General features: G+C 28.5%; 17 protein-coding genes. 14 read left to right on the forward strand and 3 right to left on the reverse strand.

The features are described 5' to 3' along the window. The first annotated feature begins 7 nt into the window (after positions 1-7). Entirely contained in the window at positions 8-847 is an 840-nt protein-coding gene (locus HMPREF0078_RS01570) for an aldo/keto reductase (RefSeq protein WP_004838327.1), read from the forward strand. A gap of 61 nt (positions 848-908) precedes the next feature. On the opposite strand, the gene pdxS is transcribed toward HMPREF0078_RS01570, so the two are convergent. Beyond that, complete coding sequence (gene pdxS, locus HMPREF0078_RS01575; protein ID WP_279625039.1) at positions 909-1,775, reverse strand: pyridoxal 5'-phosphate synthase lyase subunit PdxS; 867 nt, start codon at positions 1,773-1,775, stop codon at positions 909-911. Between the two features lie 74 nt (positions 1,776-1,849). Between pdxS and pdxR the strand changes: the two genes are divergently transcribed. The 4 genes from pdxR to HMPREF0078_RS01595 all read left to right on the forward strand — a co-directional run bounded on the left by pdxR (position 1,850) and on the right by HMPREF0078_RS01595 (position 8,353). Further along, positions 1,850-3,235, forward strand: coding sequence for a MocR-like pyridoxine biosynthesis transcription factor PdxR (pdxR, locus tag HMPREF0078_RS01580; RefSeq protein ID WP_004838331.1), 1,386 nt, complete (start codon positions 1,850-1,852; stop codon positions 3,233-3,235). 157 nt (positions 3,236-3,392) lie between these two features. Then, positions 3,393-3,986: a TetR/AcrR family transcriptional regulator gene (locus tag HMPREF0078_RS01585; RefSeq protein WP_004838333.1), complete on the forward strand. Its 594-nt coding sequence runs from the start codon at positions 3,393-3,395 to the stop codon at positions 3,984-3,986. Further along, positions 3,983-6,037: an efflux RND transporter permease subunit gene (locus tag HMPREF0078_RS01590; protein WP_004838334.1), complete on the forward strand. Its 2,055-nt coding sequence runs from the start codon at positions 3,983-3,985 to the stop codon at positions 6,035-6,037. The genes HMPREF0078_RS01585 and HMPREF0078_RS01590 overlap by 4 nt, the downstream gene beginning before the upstream one ends. Before the next feature lie 9 nt (positions 6,038-6,046). Continuing rightward, positions 6,047-8,353, forward strand: coding sequence for a YhgE/Pip domain-containing protein (locus tag HMPREF0078_RS01595; RefSeq protein WP_004838336.1), 2,307 nt, complete (start codon positions 6,047-6,049; stop codon positions 8,351-8,353). A 152-nt stretch (positions 8,354-8,505) separates the two neighbouring features. Here the strand turns inward: HMPREF0078_RS01595 and gltA are convergent, their stop codons facing one another. Both gltA and HMPREF0078_RS01605 read right to left on the reverse strand, forming a co-directional pair. Then, a complete protein-coding gene (gene gltA, locus HMPREF0078_RS01600; protein ID WP_004838337.1) occupies positions 8,506-9,897 on the reverse strand; it encodes an NADPH-dependent glutamate synthase in 1,392 nt (463 codons plus the stop codon). Continuing rightward, entirely contained in the window at positions 9,884-10,726 is an 843-nt protein-coding gene (locus tag HMPREF0078_RS01605) for a sulfide/dihydroorotate dehydrogenase-like FAD/NAD-binding protein (RefSeq protein WP_004838340.1), read from the reverse strand. The genes gltA and HMPREF0078_RS01605 overlap by 14 nt, the downstream gene beginning before the upstream one ends. Before the next feature lie 117 nt (positions 10,727-10,843). Here HMPREF0078_RS01605 and HMPREF0078_RS01610 point away from each other — a divergent pair, with 117 nt between their 5' ends. The 9 genes from HMPREF0078_RS01610 to mnmA all read left to right on the forward strand — a co-directional run bounded on the left by HMPREF0078_RS01610 (position 10,844) and on the right by mnmA (position 18,243). After that, positions 10,844-12,613 (forward strand): ABC transporter ATP-binding protein, encoded by a 1,770-nt coding sequence (locus tag HMPREF0078_RS01610; protein WP_004838341.1) that lies wholly within the window; start codon positions 10,844-10,846, stop codon positions 12,611-12,613. A gap of 51 nt (positions 12,614-12,664) precedes the next feature. Then, the gene (locus HMPREF0078_RS01615; protein WP_039920375.1) at positions 12,665-13,429 is read left to right on the forward strand and encodes a J domain-containing protein; all 765 of its coding nucleotides are present in this window, start codon (positions 12,665-12,667) and stop codon (positions 13,427-13,429) included. Positions 13,430-13,494: 65 nt separating this feature from the next. Continuing rightward, the gene (locus tag HMPREF0078_RS01620; protein WP_004838344.1) at positions 13,495-14,262 is read left to right on the forward strand and encodes a threonine/serine exporter family protein; all 768 of its coding nucleotides are present in this window, start codon (positions 13,495-13,497) and stop codon (positions 14,260-14,262) included. Between the two features lie 9 nt (positions 14,263-14,271). After that, positions 14,272-14,745 (forward strand): threonine/serine exporter family protein, encoded by a 474-nt coding sequence (locus HMPREF0078_RS01625; protein WP_004838346.1) that lies wholly within the window; start codon positions 14,272-14,274, stop codon positions 14,743-14,745. Next, entirely contained in the window at positions 14,742-15,227 is a 486-nt protein-coding gene (msrA, locus tag HMPREF0078_RS01630) for a peptide-methionine (S)-S-oxide reductase MsrA (protein WP_039920376.1), read from the forward strand. The genes HMPREF0078_RS01625 and msrA overlap by 4 nt, the downstream gene beginning before the upstream one ends. Positions 15,228-15,359: 132 nt before the next feature. Then, positions 15,360-15,791, forward strand: a complete 432-nt coding sequence (locus tag HMPREF0078_RS01635) for a hypothetical protein (protein WP_004838351.1) — start codon at positions 15,360-15,362, stop codon at positions 15,789-15,791. An 8-nt stretch (positions 15,792-15,799) separates the two neighbouring features. Next, positions 15,800-16,021 (forward strand): YdbC family protein, encoded by a 222-nt coding sequence (locus HMPREF0078_RS01640; RefSeq protein ID WP_004838352.1) that lies wholly within the window; start codon positions 15,800-15,802, stop codon positions 16,019-16,021. Between the two features lie 43 nt (positions 16,022-16,064). Continuing rightward, positions 16,065-17,150 carry a cysteine desulfurase family protein gene (locus HMPREF0078_RS01645; RefSeq protein ID WP_004838354.1) on the forward strand — a complete coding sequence of 362 codons (1,086 nt, stop codon included), beginning with the start codon at positions 16,065-16,067 and terminating at the stop codon, positions 17,148-17,150. Then, on the forward strand, positions 17,134-18,243 hold the full coding sequence (gene mnmA / locus HMPREF0078_RS01650) for a tRNA 2-thiouridine(34) synthase MnmA (RefSeq protein ID WP_004838356.1): 1,110 nt from the start codon (positions 17,134-17,136) through the stop codon (positions 18,241-18,243). The genes HMPREF0078_RS01645 and mnmA overlap by 17 nt, the downstream gene beginning before the upstream one ends. Positions 18,244-18,273: the final 30 nt, after the last annotated feature.

An 18,273-nucleotide genomic window follows, 5' to 3' on the forward strand; every position in this document is an offset into this window, starting at 1 on the left:
GGATGATATGAAATATTACAAACTAAATGACGGAAATGAAATACCAGCTTTGGGTTTTGGAACTTATAAAATTACTGACAGAAATGACATGGCAAATGCAATCGAGGCATTTTTTGAAAATTCTTATGAATATTTAGATACAGCAAAAATTTATAATAATGAAAAAATGATAGGAGAAGAACTTAAAAATTCTTGCAAAAAAAGAAATGAATACAAAATAGCAACCAAGGTCTGGCCAAGTGATTTTGGCTGTGATAAAACCAAAAAATCTCTTGACGAATCTTTGGAAAAATTACAAACAGATTATTTGGATGTGGTTTTACTTCATTGGTTTGGAAATGATTTTGAAAAATCTTGGAAAGTTTTTGAAGATTATAAAAGACAGGGAATTGTAAAAACAATAGGAGTTTCAAATTTTGAAATTTCTCAATTAAAAAAACTTTTAGAAATTGGAGAAAAACCAGCAATTGACCAATTAGAATCAAGTCCACATTTTCAAAATGACGAAACGGTTAGATTTTTAAAAGAAAATAATATTATTCATCAAGCCTGGTCACCAATTGCAAGAGGAAGAAGTGAATTATTAGAAGAATTTGTAATAAAAAAACTTGCAAATAAATACAACAAAACTCCAGCCCAAATAGTTTTGCGTTGGCACATTGAAAGAGGCTCAATGCCAATTCCAAAATCAACAAATCCAAAAAGAATAAAAGAAAATATAGAAATATTTGATTTTTCACTTGACGAAAAAGATTTGAAAGCAATAAAATCAATTGACCTTAAAAAAAGATACTCATCAGATCCTGAAGATGAAAATTGGTTAAAAGAATTATTAAAAAGAATATAAAGAAAAAATTCTGCAGTTTAATGCAGAATTTTTTTATGGGGCATATTGTTTGATTTTTATTTTATCTATTTTCAAAAATTTCTTTTATTTCGTCTTCATTTATTCCAACCATAGCTTCGCCGAGATCTTTTGAAACTTCTAAAATAATTTCTGGTTTATCATAATTTTCTACGGCTTTTACAATTGCATTTGCTCTTTTTTCTGGATTTCCAGATTTAAAAATTCCACTTCCTACAAAAACTCCATAAGCTCCAAGTTGCATCATCAAAGCTGCATCTGCAGGAGTTGCAACTCCGCCTGCAGAAAGATTTGCTACAGGAAGTTTTTTATTATCTCTTACATATTTTAAAAGATTTACATCAACAGCTAATTCTTTTGCGTATGAAAAAATTTCATCATCAGTTAAAACAGAAATTCTTTGGATTTCTCTGTTAATTTCTCTCATGTGTCTTACAGCTTGAACAATATTTCCTGTTCCAGCTTCGCCTTTTGTTCTAATCATTGAAGCTCCTTCAGAAATTCTTCTCAAAGCTTCAGAAATATTTCTTGCTCCACAAACAAAAGGAGTTTTAAATTTCTTTTTGTCGATGTGATTGTAATCGTCAGCCACAGTCAAAACTTCAGATTCATCTATGTAATCAACTCCCAAGGCTTCAAGAATTTGTGCCTCAACAAAATGTCCAATCCTTACCTTTGCCATTACAGGAATTTTTACAGCATTCATTATCTCTTCAATCATTTTTGGATCGCTCATTCTTGAAACGCCACCAGCAGCCCTTATATCTGCAGGAACTCTTTCAAGAGCCATAACAGCACTTGCGCCAGCTGCCTCTGCAATTTTTGCTTGTTCAACGTTCATTACATCCATAATAACTTTTTTTTCAAATTGAGCATTTATATTTTTTTCAATCATTTTTTTCTCCTTAATATTTATCTTGATTCTATTATATGATAAACTGTAACTAATAAAAGTAACAAAAAATAAAAAAATGAGGGTTACAGATGTATTTAAATTTACCAAATGACAAAAAATATTTATATGAACAAATATATGAAATTATAAAAAATAAAATAATTAATGGAGAAATAAAAGAAGACGAAAAGCTCCCATCAATTAGAAATTTATCAAAAGATATTAATGTTTCAAAAAATACAATAAAAAAAGTTTACTATAAACTTGAAGAAGAAGGCTATATTTATGCAAAAGATAAAAGTGGATTTTATTGTCGAAAAATTGATGATTTAATTATTTTGAACAAGAAGGAATTGAAAAATAATAAAATAGATGATGAAAAAATAAAATATGATTTTTCAATTAGTGGCGTAGATTATGATAATTTTCCATATAAAGTTATGCAAAAATATATGAGAGAGGCAATAGATAAGGATGATATAAAAATTTTGGACAAAGGCTCTTATAAGGGATACGAGCCTTTGAGAAAGGCTATAAAGACTTATTTAAAAAATTCTAGAAATATAAATACAAATTCTAGAAATATAATTATTTCATCATCAACTGAACATTTATTTTCTATGATAAAAAAACTTCTCACAGATCAGACTCTTTTTGCTTTTGAAAATCCTGGTTATGCTTTTGGAAATAAATTTTATACTTATGATTTAAAAAATCCAATTCCTTTGGATTTGGATGATGAGGGGGTAAAAATTGATAAGCTAACAGACCTAAATGCTTTGTGTTTATTTGTAACCCCTTTTCATCAATTTCCGATGGGTACAGTTATGTCGATACAAAGAAGAATTGAATTATTAAATTGGGCATCCCTTTCAAAAGATAGGTATATAATTGAAGACGATTATGATAGCGAATTTAAATTTAAGGGTTATCCAATAGAAAGTTTAAAAGCAATGGATAAAAATTCTGATGTAATTTATTTCGGTTCTTTTTCAAAATTGATTGCTCCATCAATGAAAATTTCTTACATGGTTTTACCAGATGATTTATTAAAAAAATATGAAAATAATTTTAAGGATTTATCAAATACAGTTTCAAATTTTTTGCAAAAAGCATTGGCATCTTTTATAAGAAGCGGGGAATTTGAAAAGCACATAAACAGAATGAAAAATATTTATTATAAGAAATTTAATTTTATAGTAAAAAAATTAGAAGAAATTGAAGAAATTTCTTTTCCAACAAAGGCAGATTCTTTAAATTTGCTTATAAAAATTGATGAGTCTGTAGATATAAGAAAATTTAATGAAGTTTTAAATGAGAAATCTTTAAGACTAATTAATTTGAATAGATTTTCTTTTAGAAAGGCTGGAAAAGAGAATTATTTTATTTTAGGGTTTGCGAATTTAAATAAAAAAGAAATTGATGAAGGAATAGAAATTATTAAATTTGCCATAAAAAAATCAAAAATGTATTAAACAAAAGCTTGATTTCATAATGTTTTATGTAATAATAAAAAAATTTTAAAATTTTTTACAAAAAAAGTTGAACATTGTTCAGAAAGTTGTATCATATAAATGTAGTAACGAATGAACGGTGTTCATTTTATATTATTATATAGGAGTAGATTAATTTATGAGTGATGTAGAAAATAAAAAAGAAAAAATTATGGATGCAGCCCTGAAAATTTTTCAAGAAAAAGGTGCTGAAAAAACTTCTGTTAGAGATATTATGACAGAAGCTGGATATGGTTTGGGTACTTTTTATTTGTATTACACAGATAAAAATGATTTGGAAGAAAAAATGGTTTTAAATATTGGGACAGAAATTATTTTAAATGCTGAAAAAATGTGCAAGGAAACTGATCCAATTGAAAGATATATTTCTTTTGTAAACTATATAATTGATTATTTGATTGCTCATCCTTTTGAGCTAGATCTTTTGAGCAAAAATATTACTTGGACTCTTTATACAAAAATTGAAAATGATTATGGTCTTAGTGAAGCGGATTCGACTTTAAAATATATTTTAAATAAATACGATAATTTATTTTTAACAAATCATACGGAGTCGCAAAAACTTTATATCCTTTCTCTAACTCTTGAAATTATGATGTCTACTTGTAAAAGTGCTGTATTGGAAGAGTCGATTTTAGCAATTGATGAAATGAAACCAGTTTTATTTGCTATTATTAGAAAAATTTTCGATAGAATAGGAGAGAATAAATGAAAAAAATAACGAAATTTATTTCGCATCATCCTAGACTTGTTTTATTAATAATGACTTTATTATTAATACCTTCTTGGTTTGGATACAAGAATACTGGTGTAAATTATGATATTTTGTCATATTTGCCAGCTGACTTAGAATCAACTCAAGGGCAAGAAATTCTTGATAAAGATTTTAAAAATGCTGCCACGGGTATGCTTCTTTTGAAAGGCGATGATTATGATGCTGATAAACTTAAAAATGAAATTTTAAAGGTTGATGGTGTTGAAGATGTAATTTCAAAGTCATCAATTGTTGGAGATAGTATTCCAAATGAGTTTTTACCTGATGAGATAAAAGATATTTTTTATTCTAAGGATTGTACTTTGCTCATGGTTAAATTTAAAGAAAGCTCATCATCTTTTAGGACTATGAAAGCTATTGAAAATATTAAAAAAATAGAATCCAAGGAAAAATTTTTAAGTGGTATGAGTTCACTTGTAAAAGATACAAAAGATTTAATAGATCACGAAACGCCAATTTATGTTGCCTTGGCAGTAGCTTTGGCTTTGATTATTTTATCTCTTACAAATGAATCAACTATCATACCATTTTTATTTATTTTGAATATTGGATATGCAATTTTATATAATTTTGGTACAAATTTATTTTTGGGAGAAATTTCTTATATAACAAAAGCTATTGCAGCTGTTTTACAACTTGCTGTAACCACAGACTATTCTATATTTTTATATCATAGATATGTTGAAGAAAAAAAGAGCAATGAAGATAAAAATGACGCAATGGATATAGCTATTCAAAAAACTATATCATCAATTTTTGCATCATCGCTTACAACTTTTGCAGGATTTATTGTATTAATTATAATGCGTTTAGGACTTGGAAAAGATATAGGCCTTGTTATGAGTAAGGGTGTTTTATTGGGACTAATTTCAACTGTTGTGGTTTTACCACCAATGATTTTGATTGTAGAAAAAATAGTTGCAAGATTTAATCATAGAATATTTTTACCATCATTCGACAAGACATCAAATTTTGTACTAGGTCATAAAAATGGATTATTTATTGCATTTTTAATTTTGTTTATTCCTGCTATATATGGAGCAAGAAACGCAGATCTTTATTACAATCTTGATAGGTCTTTGCCACAAGATTTGGATTCAATTGTTGCTTTAAATAAAATGAAAAAAGATTTTAATATGGCTTCTACACATTTTGTAGTTGTTGATGATAAATTAAGCAAAAAAAATGTAAATGGACTTGTCGATGAATTAAAAGATGTTGATGGAGTAAATAGTGTTTTAAGTTTAAATTCATTTACAGGACTTACTTTACCAGATAGCGTATTGCCAGATAAAATAAAAGATAATTTCAATAAAAATGGCTACCAAATGATTATGATAAATTCAAAATATCAAACAGCATCTGACAAGGTAAATAATCAAGTAGATAAAATAAATAAAATTGTAAAAGAACATGATAAAAATGGATATTTAACAGGAGAAGCTGTTTTAACAAAAGACCTTACGATTTTATCAGATAGGGATTTTAAAATGGTAAATATTGCATCAATTATTATAGTTTTTCTAATAATTGCCATAGTATTTAAGTCATTTGCTATTCCTGTGATTTTAATTGCAGTAATTGAGCTTGCTATTCAAATAAATATGGGAATTCCATTTTATTTAGGTCAAACTATTCCTTTCGTAACATCAATAATTATCGGAGTAGTTCAATTAGGTTCAACCATAGATTATTCAATTCTTATGATGGATAGGTTTATTGGAGAATATAAAGAAACTAAAGATGTGGATATGTCTTTAAAATTGACAGTAAAAGAAACATCAAAATCAATTGTAACATCTGCTTTGTCATTTATGGCAGCAACTGTTGGAGTTGGTTTATATTCAAAAATGGAAATTGTATCAACAATCTGTATGTTTTTGGCAAGAGGAGCAATAATAAGTATGCTTGCAATAATATTATTCCTTCCAGCCATAATAAAAATAGCATTTCCATTTATTAAAAAGACAACAAAAGGATTAAATTAGGAGGAAAATATGAAAAATAAATTAATGAAAGGATTCTCATTAGTTCTAGCAAGTTCATTATTGATGACAAATGTGGCTTATGCCAAAGATTTAAACGTTAGAAAAAATGAGACTATATATGTTACAAAAGAAGCTGATAAAATAAAAGACAAAACTGGTTCAATTTGGATAAATTCAGATAATAATATAAAAGTAAAAGATAAAACCAATCTAAAAGAAATCAAAAATTTAAAAACAGACAAAAAAGTAAATTTAGAAAATGGATATATTAATTGGAATGAAGACAGCAAAGATATTTACTATCAAGGAAAAACAAATGAAGATTTGCCAGTTGATATAAATGTAAAATATTTTTTAGATGGAAAGGAAATGACTTTTGATAAATTAAAAGGAAAATCTGGACATTTAAAAATCCAAATTGAAGCTGTAAACAAGAAAAAAACAAAGGCAAAAATTAATGGCAAAAATAAAGAGATTTATTCTCCATATCTTGCCCTTGCAGAAATGAATTTCAATTCAGATAAGGTAAAAAATCTTACAACAAATGATGGAAAACTTGTAAAAGATGGAAAAAATGAAATAGTAGCAGCGATTTTAACACCAGGGCTTAAAGAAAATTTCCAAGGAATTATTGAGGCAGATAAACTTGATAATTTTAAAGATAAAATAGAAATGGAAATGGATGTTAAAGATTACGAACCAACAGAAGTATATGCGCTTATAACTAATGAATTTTTCCAAGAAGATGCAAAACTTGATTCCTTAGATGAATTAAAAAATGGAATAAACGAATTAGAAGAAAATGCAGCAAAACTTGTTGATGGTTCAAACAAATTAGATGAAGGAAGTAAAAAATTAAATGATGGAATTGGAAAATTAAATGAGGGAGCAGAAAAATTATCTCAAGGCTCAAACAAAATAGTAAGCTCATTTGACCAATTATCAAGTGCTTTTTCAAGTTTGCCAGGAAAAATTCAAACAGTAAATTCAGCAGTAAACCAACTAAATAACGGAAGTTCAAAACTTTATACAGGAGTTAACCAATATACCATGGCAGTTGGACAAATAAATAATAATATGGCAAAATTACAAGATGGATCAGTAAGTTTAAATAATGGTGCAAGCGAATTAGACTCATCATTATTAAAATTAAATAAAGGAACAACAAGCCTAAGAAATAGTTTGTTACAAGCAACAAACGGAGAAGATATAGGAAAATTGACAGATTCAATGAATCAATTGTCAAATGGACTTGAAGAATTGTCAAAAGGAATTAGTCCGCTTGCAGATAATATTGGACAATTGAGTGGGGGACTTTCAAAAATTGAAGAATCTTCAAAAACATTAAATCAAGGAATAAATAATTTAAATAACAGCGCTCAAAATGCACCAAGTATTGATTCATCTATTCAAAATATAAATGCTCAAGCAAGCTCAATTGACCAAGTTATAGCAAATTTACAAGCAAAAAATGAAGATGGCTCACTATCAGGAGAAATTGAAAATTTAAAAGCAGTAAAACAAGGATTAAATAATGATGCAGCCTCATTAAGTGCAAATAATCAAGCAAATGCTGCTATAAAAGCTGGACTTGGACAAGTAGCAAAAGGCTCATCAGATCTTACAACATCAATTGGACAAGTAAATAGTGGATTATCCCAAGTAAACACTAAATTAAATGATTCAAAAACAAAAATACAAACATCATCAGAAAAACTTGCACAAGGAAGTAAAAAAATAGGCGAAGCATTGTCAAAGAGCAATATTAAAAAATTACAAGATTCAGTAGTAATGCTTGATGAGTCAACAAAACAAATTAAAGCTGGATCAGAAAAATTAAAAAATGGCACACAACAAAACCAAGATGGAGTTAATAAACTTTCTAATGCAATTAGCCAATTAGACTCAAATTCAGAAGAATTGAGAAATGGATCAGCATCTCTTTCTAGTGGATTAAAACAATTCCAAGAAAGATCAAAAGCTCTTTCACAACTTGCAAATATAAATGAAACAGCAATAAATCCAATGGCAAATGGGATCAAACAATTAGATAATGGAATTAATAAATTGAGTAATTCTACAGGTCAACTAAAAAGCGGAAGTGACGAATATGTTTCATCATTTGGAAAATTCAAAGAAGGACTTAGCGATTACAAGACAAAAGGAATAGATAAATTAGCTGATAAATCAGAAGATGTAACAGAAATCAGCGAAATTCTAGACCAAATGTCAAAAATAGCAAAAGAAAATAAATCAATAACAGGAACAAGTGATAATTTCGAAACAAAATCAAGAATAATCGAAAAAATCAAATAAAATATAAAAGAAAATCCGATTGCACAAAAAATAGCGAATCGGATTTTTTTAAAAATATCATTAAAAATTTCAAATAAAAAAGACCTAGAGATGATGTAAAATTAAAAATTTAATTTGGATTTTAAGATTTCATCATAAGCTAGGTCTTAAATTTATTTTGCTTTATTTTTTATATATTTATCAATATTTTCAGCAGCTTTTTTACCAGCTCCCATTGCAAGAATTACAGTTGCAGCACCGCTTACGGCATCTCCTCCTGCAAAAACTCCATCCTTACTTGTCATTGTAGAATCGTCAATTATAATTCCACCCCAAGATTCAGTATTTATATCATCATTTGTTTGTTTAATAAGTGGATTTGGAGATTGTCCTATTGAAACAATTACAGAATCAAAATCAACTTCTTCATATTTTCCAGTCGGAACAGGACGTCTTCTTCCAGATTTATCTTCTTCTCCCAATTCCATCACTTCTAATTTAACTTTTTTAACCCAACCATTTTCTCCTTCAATTTCTACAGGATTATGGAGGTTCATAAAGTTAATTCCTTCTTCTTTTGCGTGATGACTTTCTTCAGCTCTTGCTGGCATTTCTTCAAAACTTCTTCTATAAACAACAGTTACGTCAGCGCCCATTCTTTTTGCACTTCTTGCCGCATCCATTGCTACGTTTCCACCACCAACTACACAAACTTTTTTTCCTATATGAACTGGTGTATCATATTCTGGAAATTTATAAGCTTTCATCAAATTCATTCTTGTTAAAAATTCATTTGCTGAATAAACTCCATTTAAATTTTCTCCTTCAATTTCCAAGAATTTTGGAAGACCTGCTCCGGTTGAAACATAAACAGCTTCAAATCCTTCTTCAAATAATTCATTAATTGTTTTTGTTCTTCCAATAATTGTATTTCTTTGAAGTTTTACACCAAGACCAATTACATTTTTCAATTCTTTTTGAACCAAAGTTTTTGGCAACCTAAATTCTGGAATTCCATACATCAAAACTCCGCCTGCTGTGTGGAAAGCTTCAAACATTACAACTTTATAACCTAATTTTGCAAGATCAGCTGCACAAGAAAGTCCTGAAGGACCAGATCCAACAATGGCAACTTTTTTATTTTGTCCTGTAACTTCTGTTGGTTTATTATATTCTTTATTCATGTGATAGTCTGCTACAAATCTTTCAAGACGACCAATTCCAACTGGCTCGCCATTTTTTCCTCTTGTACAAACTCCTTCACATTGATTTTCTTGTGGGCAAACTCTACCACAAATTGCTGGAAGGTTATTTGTTGATGAAATAATTTCGTAAGCTTTATCCAAATCTCCTTCAACTACTTGATGAATAAATTCTGGAATTCTTACAGAAACAGGACAGCCTCCCATACAAGGTTTATTTTTACATTGAACACATCTAAGCGCTTCCTCTTGAGCCATTTTTAAATCATAACCAAGAGCTACTTCATCAAAATTTTTGTTTCTAACATTTGGATCTTGTTCAGGCATAGCTACCTTTTGTTTATTCATATTAAATTTTGCCATTTCTCATATCTCCTGTTAGTCTACAAATGTGTTCTCTTTCTTCTTGTTGGTAATTTCTTCCTCTGTTCATGGCTTCATCAAAATCAACTTCAAAAGCATCAAAATCTGGACCATCAACACAAGCAAATTTCATTTCTCCACCAACAGTAACTCTACAACATCCGCACATACCTGTTCCATCAACCATAATTGAGTTTAAAGAAACAATAGTTGGTATGTCATATTCTTTTGTAACAAGGGCAGTATTTTTCATCATAATCATTGGACCAATTGCCAAAACAAGATCATATTTTTTACCATTTTCAATATTTTCTTTTAAAACTTCAGTAACAAATCCTTGTTTGCCATAAGAACCATCGTCAGTTGTTATGTATAAATTGTCAGAAGCTTCTTTTAATTCATCTTCTAAAATTATTATGTCTTTATTTTTAAAGCCCATTATTACATCAGTGTGAGCTCCAATTTTATGTAAATATTTTGCTTGAGGATAAGCAATAGCTGTTCCTAGACCTCCACCAATTACACAAACATTTTTTCCTTTATATTGGTCAAGTTCAGTTGGTTTTCCCAAAGGACCAACAAAATCCAAAAATCCATCGCCTGATTTTAATTCGTTCATTCTAATTGTTGTTCCTCCAACAATTTGAACAATTATTGTTACATTTTCATCATCAGTTTCAGAAATTGTAAAAGGAACTCTTTCGCCTTTTTCATCTATCCTTAAAATTATAAATTGACCAGGTTTTGCTCTTTTTGCAATATCTGGAGAATTTACAACAAATTTAATGGTTGAGTCATTAAGATTTGTTTTTTCAATTATTCTTGCCATTATTCCTCCTTATGTGTCTTTATTAATATTCTAACAATTAATCTAAAAAAATCAAGTGAATAAGTTTAAATTAATAGTAGAATACTATAGTATAAAAATATTAAATAAGGAGGAGAAATGGAAAAAAGAACTTATTCTGATAAAGAATTGATTAAAAAATTTATTCCTTATTACAAGGATTACAAAAATATTTTGGCTATTGATTTATTTTCTGCATTTTTAACAACTGTCTGTGAATTGATTTTACCAATTATTTTATCATCACTTACAGACCACGCATCAAATTCTAGCCTGACATATTCAATTATTTTAAAATTAACTTTAATATATACTCTTACAAAACTTGTAGAAGTTTGCGGAAGATATTTTATGCAATCTTACGGCCACATAATGGGAGCTCACATTGAAAAAGATATGCGACGTGATATTTTCAAACATTTTTTGACAATGTCAACAGCTTTTTTCAATGAAACAAAAATTGGGCAACTTATGAGTAGGATGACGACAGATTTATTTGATATTACAGAATTTTCTCATCATTGCCCTGAAGAATTTTTTATCGGTTTTATAAAACTTACGATTTCTTTTGTAGTTTTGATGACTATAAATATTCCTTTGACTTTAGTTTTGTATATAATAATTCCACTTATGGTTTATGCTGCAAGAATTAAAAGAAGAGCTTTTTCAAAATCTGTTAAAAGTGAGAAAAAACAAATTGGAGAAATTAATGCAAGCATTGAAGATTCTCTTTTGGGAATAGACGTTGTAAAATCTTTTGCAAATGAAAGTTTAGAAAAAGAAAAATTTAAAAAGGGAAACGACAAGTTTGTAGATATTAAAAAAGTAAAATATTACAATATGGCATCTTATAATATGATCAACCAATTATTTGCGGGAAGTATGTATGCGGTTTTAATTATTATTGGAGGAAATTTTGTAATAAAAAATTTGATGAGTCCAGGAGATCTTGTTGCTTTCGTTTTATATTTAAATACAATAATTGCAACTGTAAACAGGCTTGTAGAATTTACAGACCAATATCAAAAAGGAATTACAGGAATTGAAAGATTTTATGAAGTGATTAATTTGAAATCTGATATTTTTGATAAAGAAAATGCGAAAGAACTTACAGATGTTAAGGGAGAAATTTCCTTTGACCACGCTTATTTTAAATATCCAGACCAAGATGAAAAAGATTCTTGGATTTTGGAAGATATTAATTTTAACATAAATGTTGGAGAAAATGTAGCTCTTGTTGGACCATCTGGATCAGGCAAGACCACTATTACAAAACTTATTCCAAGATTTTATGAAATTAATAAGGGAAAAATATTAATCGATGGCAAAAATATAAATGATTTAACTCTAGATTCCTTGAGAGATAATATTGGAATTGTCCAACAAGATGTGTATTTGTTTGGAGCTACAATCAAAGAAAATATTTCTTATGGTAAAAAAGATGCCAGTGATGAAGAAATAATAAGAGCAAGTAAGCTTGCAGGAGCTTATGATTTTATTATGGAACTTTCCGATGGCTTTGACACTTATGTTGGAGAAAGAGGAGTAAAACTTTCTGGAGGGCAAAAACAAAGAATTTCTATTGCAAGAGTATTTTTGAAAAATCCACCAATTTTAATTTTGGATGAGGCGACTTCATCTTTGGATAATACAAGTGAGGCTATAGTTCAAGATTCTTTGGAAAAATTATCAAAGGGAAGAACAACTTTAACAATTGCCCACAGGCTTTCTACAATTATTAATGCAGATTCAATTTTAGTTTTAACAGAAGATGGGATTGTTGAAAGAGGAAATCACAAAGACTTGCTTGATAAAAAAGGAATTTATTATAAGCTTTATAATTCTAATAATGAGGAGCTTTTTGGCTAGTAGACAGATAAAAATAACTTGGGTATAATCAAGATAGATTGGAGAAAAAACGTGAAAAAAATATTTGGAAAATTTATCCATGGACTAGCAAGCGTATTAAATTCAATATTTAATTTTTTAATAAATATTTTAAATGCAATAGTTACAGTCTTTGAAGGTTTAAGCCAAGTTATAATGCTAATTGGATGTTCAGTAATATTTGTACTTCCTTTATTTTTTATAGCTATACCGCCTGAACTTTTTACTATTTTTTTGATAATAGCAGTAGTTCCATTTCTAGGAAAATCTTTCATTTCTCTTTTGAGATATGGAAATTATACTTTGATAGAATGGATGTACGATAAGGCTGATACTTTAATTTCTGGAAAGAAAAAAGGCTTTGATAATTTATCAGATTATGCAAAAAAATATAAGCTAGACCAAGAAAGAGAAAGAAGAAGACAAGCTGAAGAAGAAAGACAAAGAAGACAAGAAGAAATGAATCAAAGATTTGAAGAATTTTTTCAAGGCTTTAATTTTTCAGGATTTGATTTTGACGAAAGAAATTTTAATGGAGGATACGATACAGGTTCTTATCAAAATGGTGGCTTTGTAAATGACCTTGGTTTTAAAGAAAAATACCAAAAAGCTTGTGATACTTTGGGAGTATCATATACAAGCGACCAATATGAAATAAAACTTGCCTACAGAAAACTTGCAAAAAAATATCATCCAGACATAAGTCAAGATCCAAATGCAACAGAAAAATTTCAAAAAATAAATGATGCTTACGATTTTCTTTCATCAGATAATATAAATAAATACAAAAATATGTAAAATTTTTTTAAGTAACTTTCCTTCAATTTTGGAAAGTTACTTTTGCATTAAAAAAGGATAATAAAATGTATAAAGAAGATGATATAAATAAATTACTTGAAATAACATCAAGGGCAGGAGCTATGATGTTAAAAAATGGAGCAGAAATTTATAGGGTTGAAGACACAGTCGAAAGAATAATAAGATCGATTTATGATGCAAGCGACATAGATGTTTTTGCAACCTTTAACGCTTTAATGTATTCCTTTAATGTTGATGGCAAAACTTATGCAAATGTTAAAAGAGTAAAAAATAGAGGAAATAATTTAATAGTTGTAGATAGGGTTAATTCATTTTCTAGAAAATTTTGTAATCACGAATTAACATTGGATGAAGCTTTAATTGAACTTGACAATATTAGAAATACTACAATTATTGATCCGAAAATTGCAATTATCGGTGCAGTTCTTGCATCTACTGCTTTTCCAATTTTGGTAAATCCAAAAGATCCAATTTTTTTAGATCTTCCAGTTACATTTCTTGTATCATTGTTAACTTTTCTTGTATATAGAAATATTGAAAAGAAAATGTATGGATATTTTATTGATAATTTTGTCGCTGGAATAATGGTATCATTTTTAACCTTGATGATTGGAAAATTTTTTGGTGGATTTAATACGGCAAATGTAATAATTTCATCGATGATGCCATATGTACCTGGATTCATTTTGACAAATTCTATAAGAGATTTGATGAGTGGAGATGCAACAAGTGGTCTTGTAGGACTTACAATGTCTTTATTTATTTCATTAGCTCTTGCAATTGGCGTTGCAGTACCCATAACTATTTTATAAGGAGGAAATATGCATTTATTATTAGGATTTATATTTTCATATATTTCAGCTGTTGGTTTTGCTATGCTATTTTCTTGTCCAAAAAGTTCAATAAAATTATCATCACTTGCTGGTGCAATAGGATTTGTAATCTATCAAGTAGTTGGAGATCTAATTGGAGATGGAGTTTTTTTAAAAGCCTTAGCAGGTGCGTATTTTACAGGTATAATGGGAGAAATTTTTGCAAGAAAATGTCACATGCCAGCTATATTATTTATAGTTCCTGGAATAATTAATTTAGTACCTGGAAAAGGAATATATAACACCTTATACTATTTTGTTGACGGAGAAAAATCTTTGGCTTTAATAAATTTATTTGATACCCTAGCAGCCGCGTCAGCAATTTCTTTTGGTATATTATTGGCATCAGCCTTGTCAAAATCATTAAGAGGATTTAAATTTAGAAAACCAAGTAGAAGATATGATTGGAGAAAGAAAAAATGAAAAAAATATATTTAGCAGGAGGATGTTTTTGGGGAGTTGAAGCATATTTTAAAGACATAAAAGGTGTAGAAAAAACTCTTGTAGGATATGCAAATGGAAATAGTGAAAAAACAACTTACGAAAATTTATACCAAACAGACCATGCTGAAACTGTAGAAATAAGCTACGATGGGAAAGAAGAATCATTAGAAAGAATTTTGGAATATTTTTATTATATAATTGACCCATTTTCAATAAATAAACAAGGAAATGATATAGGCCGTCAATATAGGAGTGGAATCTTTTCAAAAGATGAAAAAGATTTAGAATTTTCAAAAAAATTTTTAGAAGAAAAACAAAAAAATGAAGAAAGAAAAATTCAAATACAAGTCGAAAAATTAGAAAATTTTGTAAAAGCAGAAGATTATCATCAAAATTATTTAGAAAAAAATCCAAATGGATATTGTCACATTGATTTATTAGATAAACCAAACCTAGATTAAACTAGGTTTTTTCTTTTGATAAATTTTATAAAAAGATATAATAAAAATTATGAATTGATTTTTAAAAACTTTATAATACAATCCTTGTAGAAGAAAATATTCTATGATATTATACTCAAAGGAGAGGATAATATGGATCTTATTGATGAAAATAATTTAACTAAAAATCAAAAAAATTTGTTGGATTTAAAAATTCGTCTTATCAAGGCTGAGTATGAATTAAATTTTTATTTGACTGGGTATGAAAATCTTAGTCAATTCTATGATGATAAGGAAAAACTTGATAGGATTTTTGTTGATTCTTATGTTTCATTGAGAGATCATAACCTTTATGATTTTGTTGAAAAAATCGATAGAATTAAAGAAAGTGATTTTTTATATAAAACTGACGATAGGAAAATTCAAAATTTTCTTAAAAGTTTAGAAGATATTAAAAATTTAGATGATGATGAGATTATAAAACAAAAGGGTAGAATAAAAAACAGAATTCGTAAAATGGAGATGGCGACAAGTGAGATTGAATATGTTTTGCTTGGATCTTTGCCTAGAAATTATTATAGTTAGGAGTTTATATGGCGATAAAATATGATATAGTAGAAAATTTGGGAGTTCTTTCAACAAATGCAAAAGGATGGACAAAGGAATTAAATCTTGTTTCTTGGAATGATAGGGATCCTAAATATGATTTGAGAGATTGGAATGAAGATCATACAAGAATGAGCAAGGGAATTACTTTTACAAAAGAAGAAGCTGAAGTTTTAAAAGAAATTTTAAAAGAAGAATTTGACGACTAAGACCTAAATTTTTAGGTCTTTTATAAATTATAAGGAAATTTTAATGATATATTTTGATTATGCAGCTACATCAATAAAAAGAAAAGAAATCTTGAAAGATATTTTTGAAAATATGGAAAATTTTGATGGAAATCCTGATTCTTTGCACGCCTTGGGAAGGGCTGGCAAAAAAGTTTTGGAAGATTCTAGGGTGGAAATTGCAAAATCTATTAATGCAAATCCAAATCATATAATTTTTACTGCATCTGCAAGTGAAGCTAATAATACAATTTTGTCAAATTTTAAGGATGATTTTGTTATTACTTCAAAAATTGAACATGATTCTATTTTAAATACTGTAAATAAGGAAAAAACAATTTTTCTTGATGTTGATGAGGATGGATATTTTTCCCTTGATGAATTGAAAGAAAAACTTACAGATGAGGTAAAATTAGTTTCTTTGATGTTTGTAAATAATGAAATAGGGGCAATTGAACCAGTTTATAAAATTGGAGAATTTTTAAAAGACAAAGATGTATTTTTTCATGTAGATTGCGTTCAGGCTTATTCTCATGTTGATATTGATGTAGAAAAACTTCATTGCAATTCTCTTTCTCTTTCAGGGCACAAAATTGGTGGAATAAATTCATTTGGTGTTCTTTATTGCAATAAAAAAATAAATCCACTTATTAAAGGTGGGGAGCAAGAAAAAGATAGGCGTGCTGGAACTTCTTTTACAATGGGCGCTTATTCTATGGCAAAATCTTTCCCAAAAGCTATTAGTGAAAGAGAAAAAATCAAAGAATTAAAATCTTATTTTGTAAAAAAATTAGAAGAATCAAATTTTTCTTACGAAATTAATGGAAGTTTGGAAAATTCAGCTGATCATATATTGAATTTATATTTTCCAAAGGTAAAAAATGAACTTCTTCTTACATATTTGGACATGAATGGGATTTGTATTTCTGTTGGTTCTGCTTGTAGGGCTGGAAGTGTTGAAGCAAGCAATGTTATAAAAAATATGTACGATGAAGAAAGGGCAAGACATTCTGTACGATTTTCTTTTGGATTTACAAACACAAAGGAAGATATTGACTATACATTTGAAGTTTTGAAAAAATTAAGGGGGATAGATGGAAAAGAAAGATAAAAAAGATATAAAAGTTATCGTTGGTGTAAGTGGTGGAGTCGACTCATCTGTTGCTGCCCTCTTATTAAAAAAAGAAGGCTATGATGTAAGCGGAATTTTTATGAAAAATTGGGACGAGGAAGATGAAAATGGAGTTTGTACGGCAGAAGTTGATTATGAAGATGCGGTCAAAGTTTGCAATCAAATTGGAATTCCATATTATTCAATAAATTTTGAAAAAGAATATTATGACAGAGTTTTTTCATATTTTCTTGATGAATATAAAAAAGGAAGAACTCCAAATCCTGATATAATGTGTAATAAGGAAATAAAATTTAAGGCTTTTTTGGATTATGCAAAAGATTTGGGAGCTGACTATCTTGCAACAGGTCATTATGCAAGAGTTGATAGGTCAGAAGGCGAAACCAAAATGCTTAGAGGTCTTGATTCAAACAAAGATCAAACATATTTTCTTTCCCAATTATCTCAAGATCAAATAAAAGATGTTTTGTTTCCGGTAGGAGATTTGGATAAAAAAGAAGTTAGAAAAATTGCCAAAGAAAATAATTTGGCAACAGCCGATAAAAAAGATTCAACAGGAATTTGTTTTATTGGAGAAAGAAATTTCAACGAATTTTTATCTAATTATCTTCCTGCAAAAGAAGGAAACATAGTTGATACTGATGGAAATATAATGGGAAAACACTATGGACTTATGTATCATACCATTGGCCAAAGAAGAGGACTTGGAATTGGTGGAGAAGGAGAAGCTTGGTTTGTTTGTGGAAAAGATTTGGAAAAAAACGAACTAATAGTTTGCCAAGGAAAAAATAACGAAAAATTATTTTCAAATAGACTAATAGGATCAAATTTATCATCAATTTCAAAAAAGGGTCTAAAAAAAGAATTTGACTGCACATGTAAATTCAGGTACAGGCAAAAAGATATAAATTCTCACGTAAAAATTTTAGATGATGGAAGAGTAGAAATTACTTACGACAAAACAAAAGCCGTAACTCCAGGTCAAGCTGCAGTTTTTTATGATGGAGAAGTATGCTTGGGATCTTGCATTATAGATGAAGTTTATAATGGAGAAAAAAGATTAAAAGTATAAAAAAATCGGAGAAAAAATCTCCGATTTTTT

Origin of the sequence: Anaerococcus vaginalis ATCC 51170, from assembly GCF_000163295.1 — a bacterium.
GTDB lineage: Bacteria > Bacillota > Clostridia > Tissierellales > Peptoniphilaceae > Anaerococcus > Anaerococcus vaginalis.

Coding starts and splice junctions, on each gene's coding strand:
- msrA (WP_039920376.1), top strand. CDS start 14,742: ATGAAAAAAATATATTTAGCAGGAGGATGTTTTTGGGGAGTTGAAGCA.
- HMPREF0078_RS01595 (WP_004838336.1), top strand. CDS start 6,047: ATGAAAAATAAATTAATGAAAGGATTCTCATTAGTTCTAGCAAGTTCA.
- HMPREF0078_RS01635 (WP_004838351.1), top strand. CDS start 15,360: ATGGATCTTATTGATGAAAATAATTTAACTAAAAATCAAAAAAATTTG.
- HMPREF0078_RS01610 (WP_004838341.1), top strand. CDS start 10,844: ATGGAAAAAAGAACTTATTCTGATAAAGAATTGATTAAAAAATTTATT.
- HMPREF0078_RS01585 (WP_004838333.1), top strand. CDS start 3,393: ATGAGTGATGTAGAAAATAAAAAAGAAAAAATTATGGATGCAGCCCTG.
- HMPREF0078_RS01570 (WP_004838327.1), top strand. CDS start 8: ATGAAATATTACAAACTAAATGACGGAAATGAAATACCAGCTTTGGGT.
- HMPREF0078_RS01590 (WP_004838334.1), top strand. CDS start 3,983: ATGAAAAAAATAACGAAATTTATTTCGCATCATCCTAGACTTGTTTTA.
- HMPREF0078_RS01620 (WP_004838344.1), top strand. CDS start 13,495: ATGTATAAAGAAGATGATATAAATAAATTACTTGAAATAACATCAAGG.
- HMPREF0078_RS01645 (WP_004838354.1), top strand. CDS start 16,065: ATGATATATTTTGATTATGCAGCTACATCAATAAAAAGAAAAGAAATC.
- mnmA (WP_004838356.1), top strand. CDS start 17,134: ATGGAAAAGAAAGATAAAAAAGATATAAAAGTTATCGTTGGTGTAAGT.
- pdxR (WP_004838331.1), top strand. CDS start 1,850: ATGTATTTAAATTTACCAAATGACAAAAAATATTTATATGAACAAATA.
- HMPREF0078_RS01605 (WP_004838340.1), bottom strand. CDS start 10,726: ATGGCAAGAATAATTGAAAAAACAAATCTTAATGACTCAACCATTAAA.
- HMPREF0078_RS01625 (WP_004838346.1), top strand. CDS start 14,272: ATGCATTTATTATTAGGATTTATATTTTCATATATTTCAGCTGTTGGT.
- gltA (WP_004838337.1), bottom strand. CDS start 9,897: ATGGCAAAATTTAATATGAATAAACAAAAGGTAGCTATGCCTGAACAA.
- HMPREF0078_RS01640 (WP_004838352.1), top strand. CDS start 15,800: ATGGCGATAAAATATGATATAGTAGAAAATTTGGGAGTTCTTTCAACA.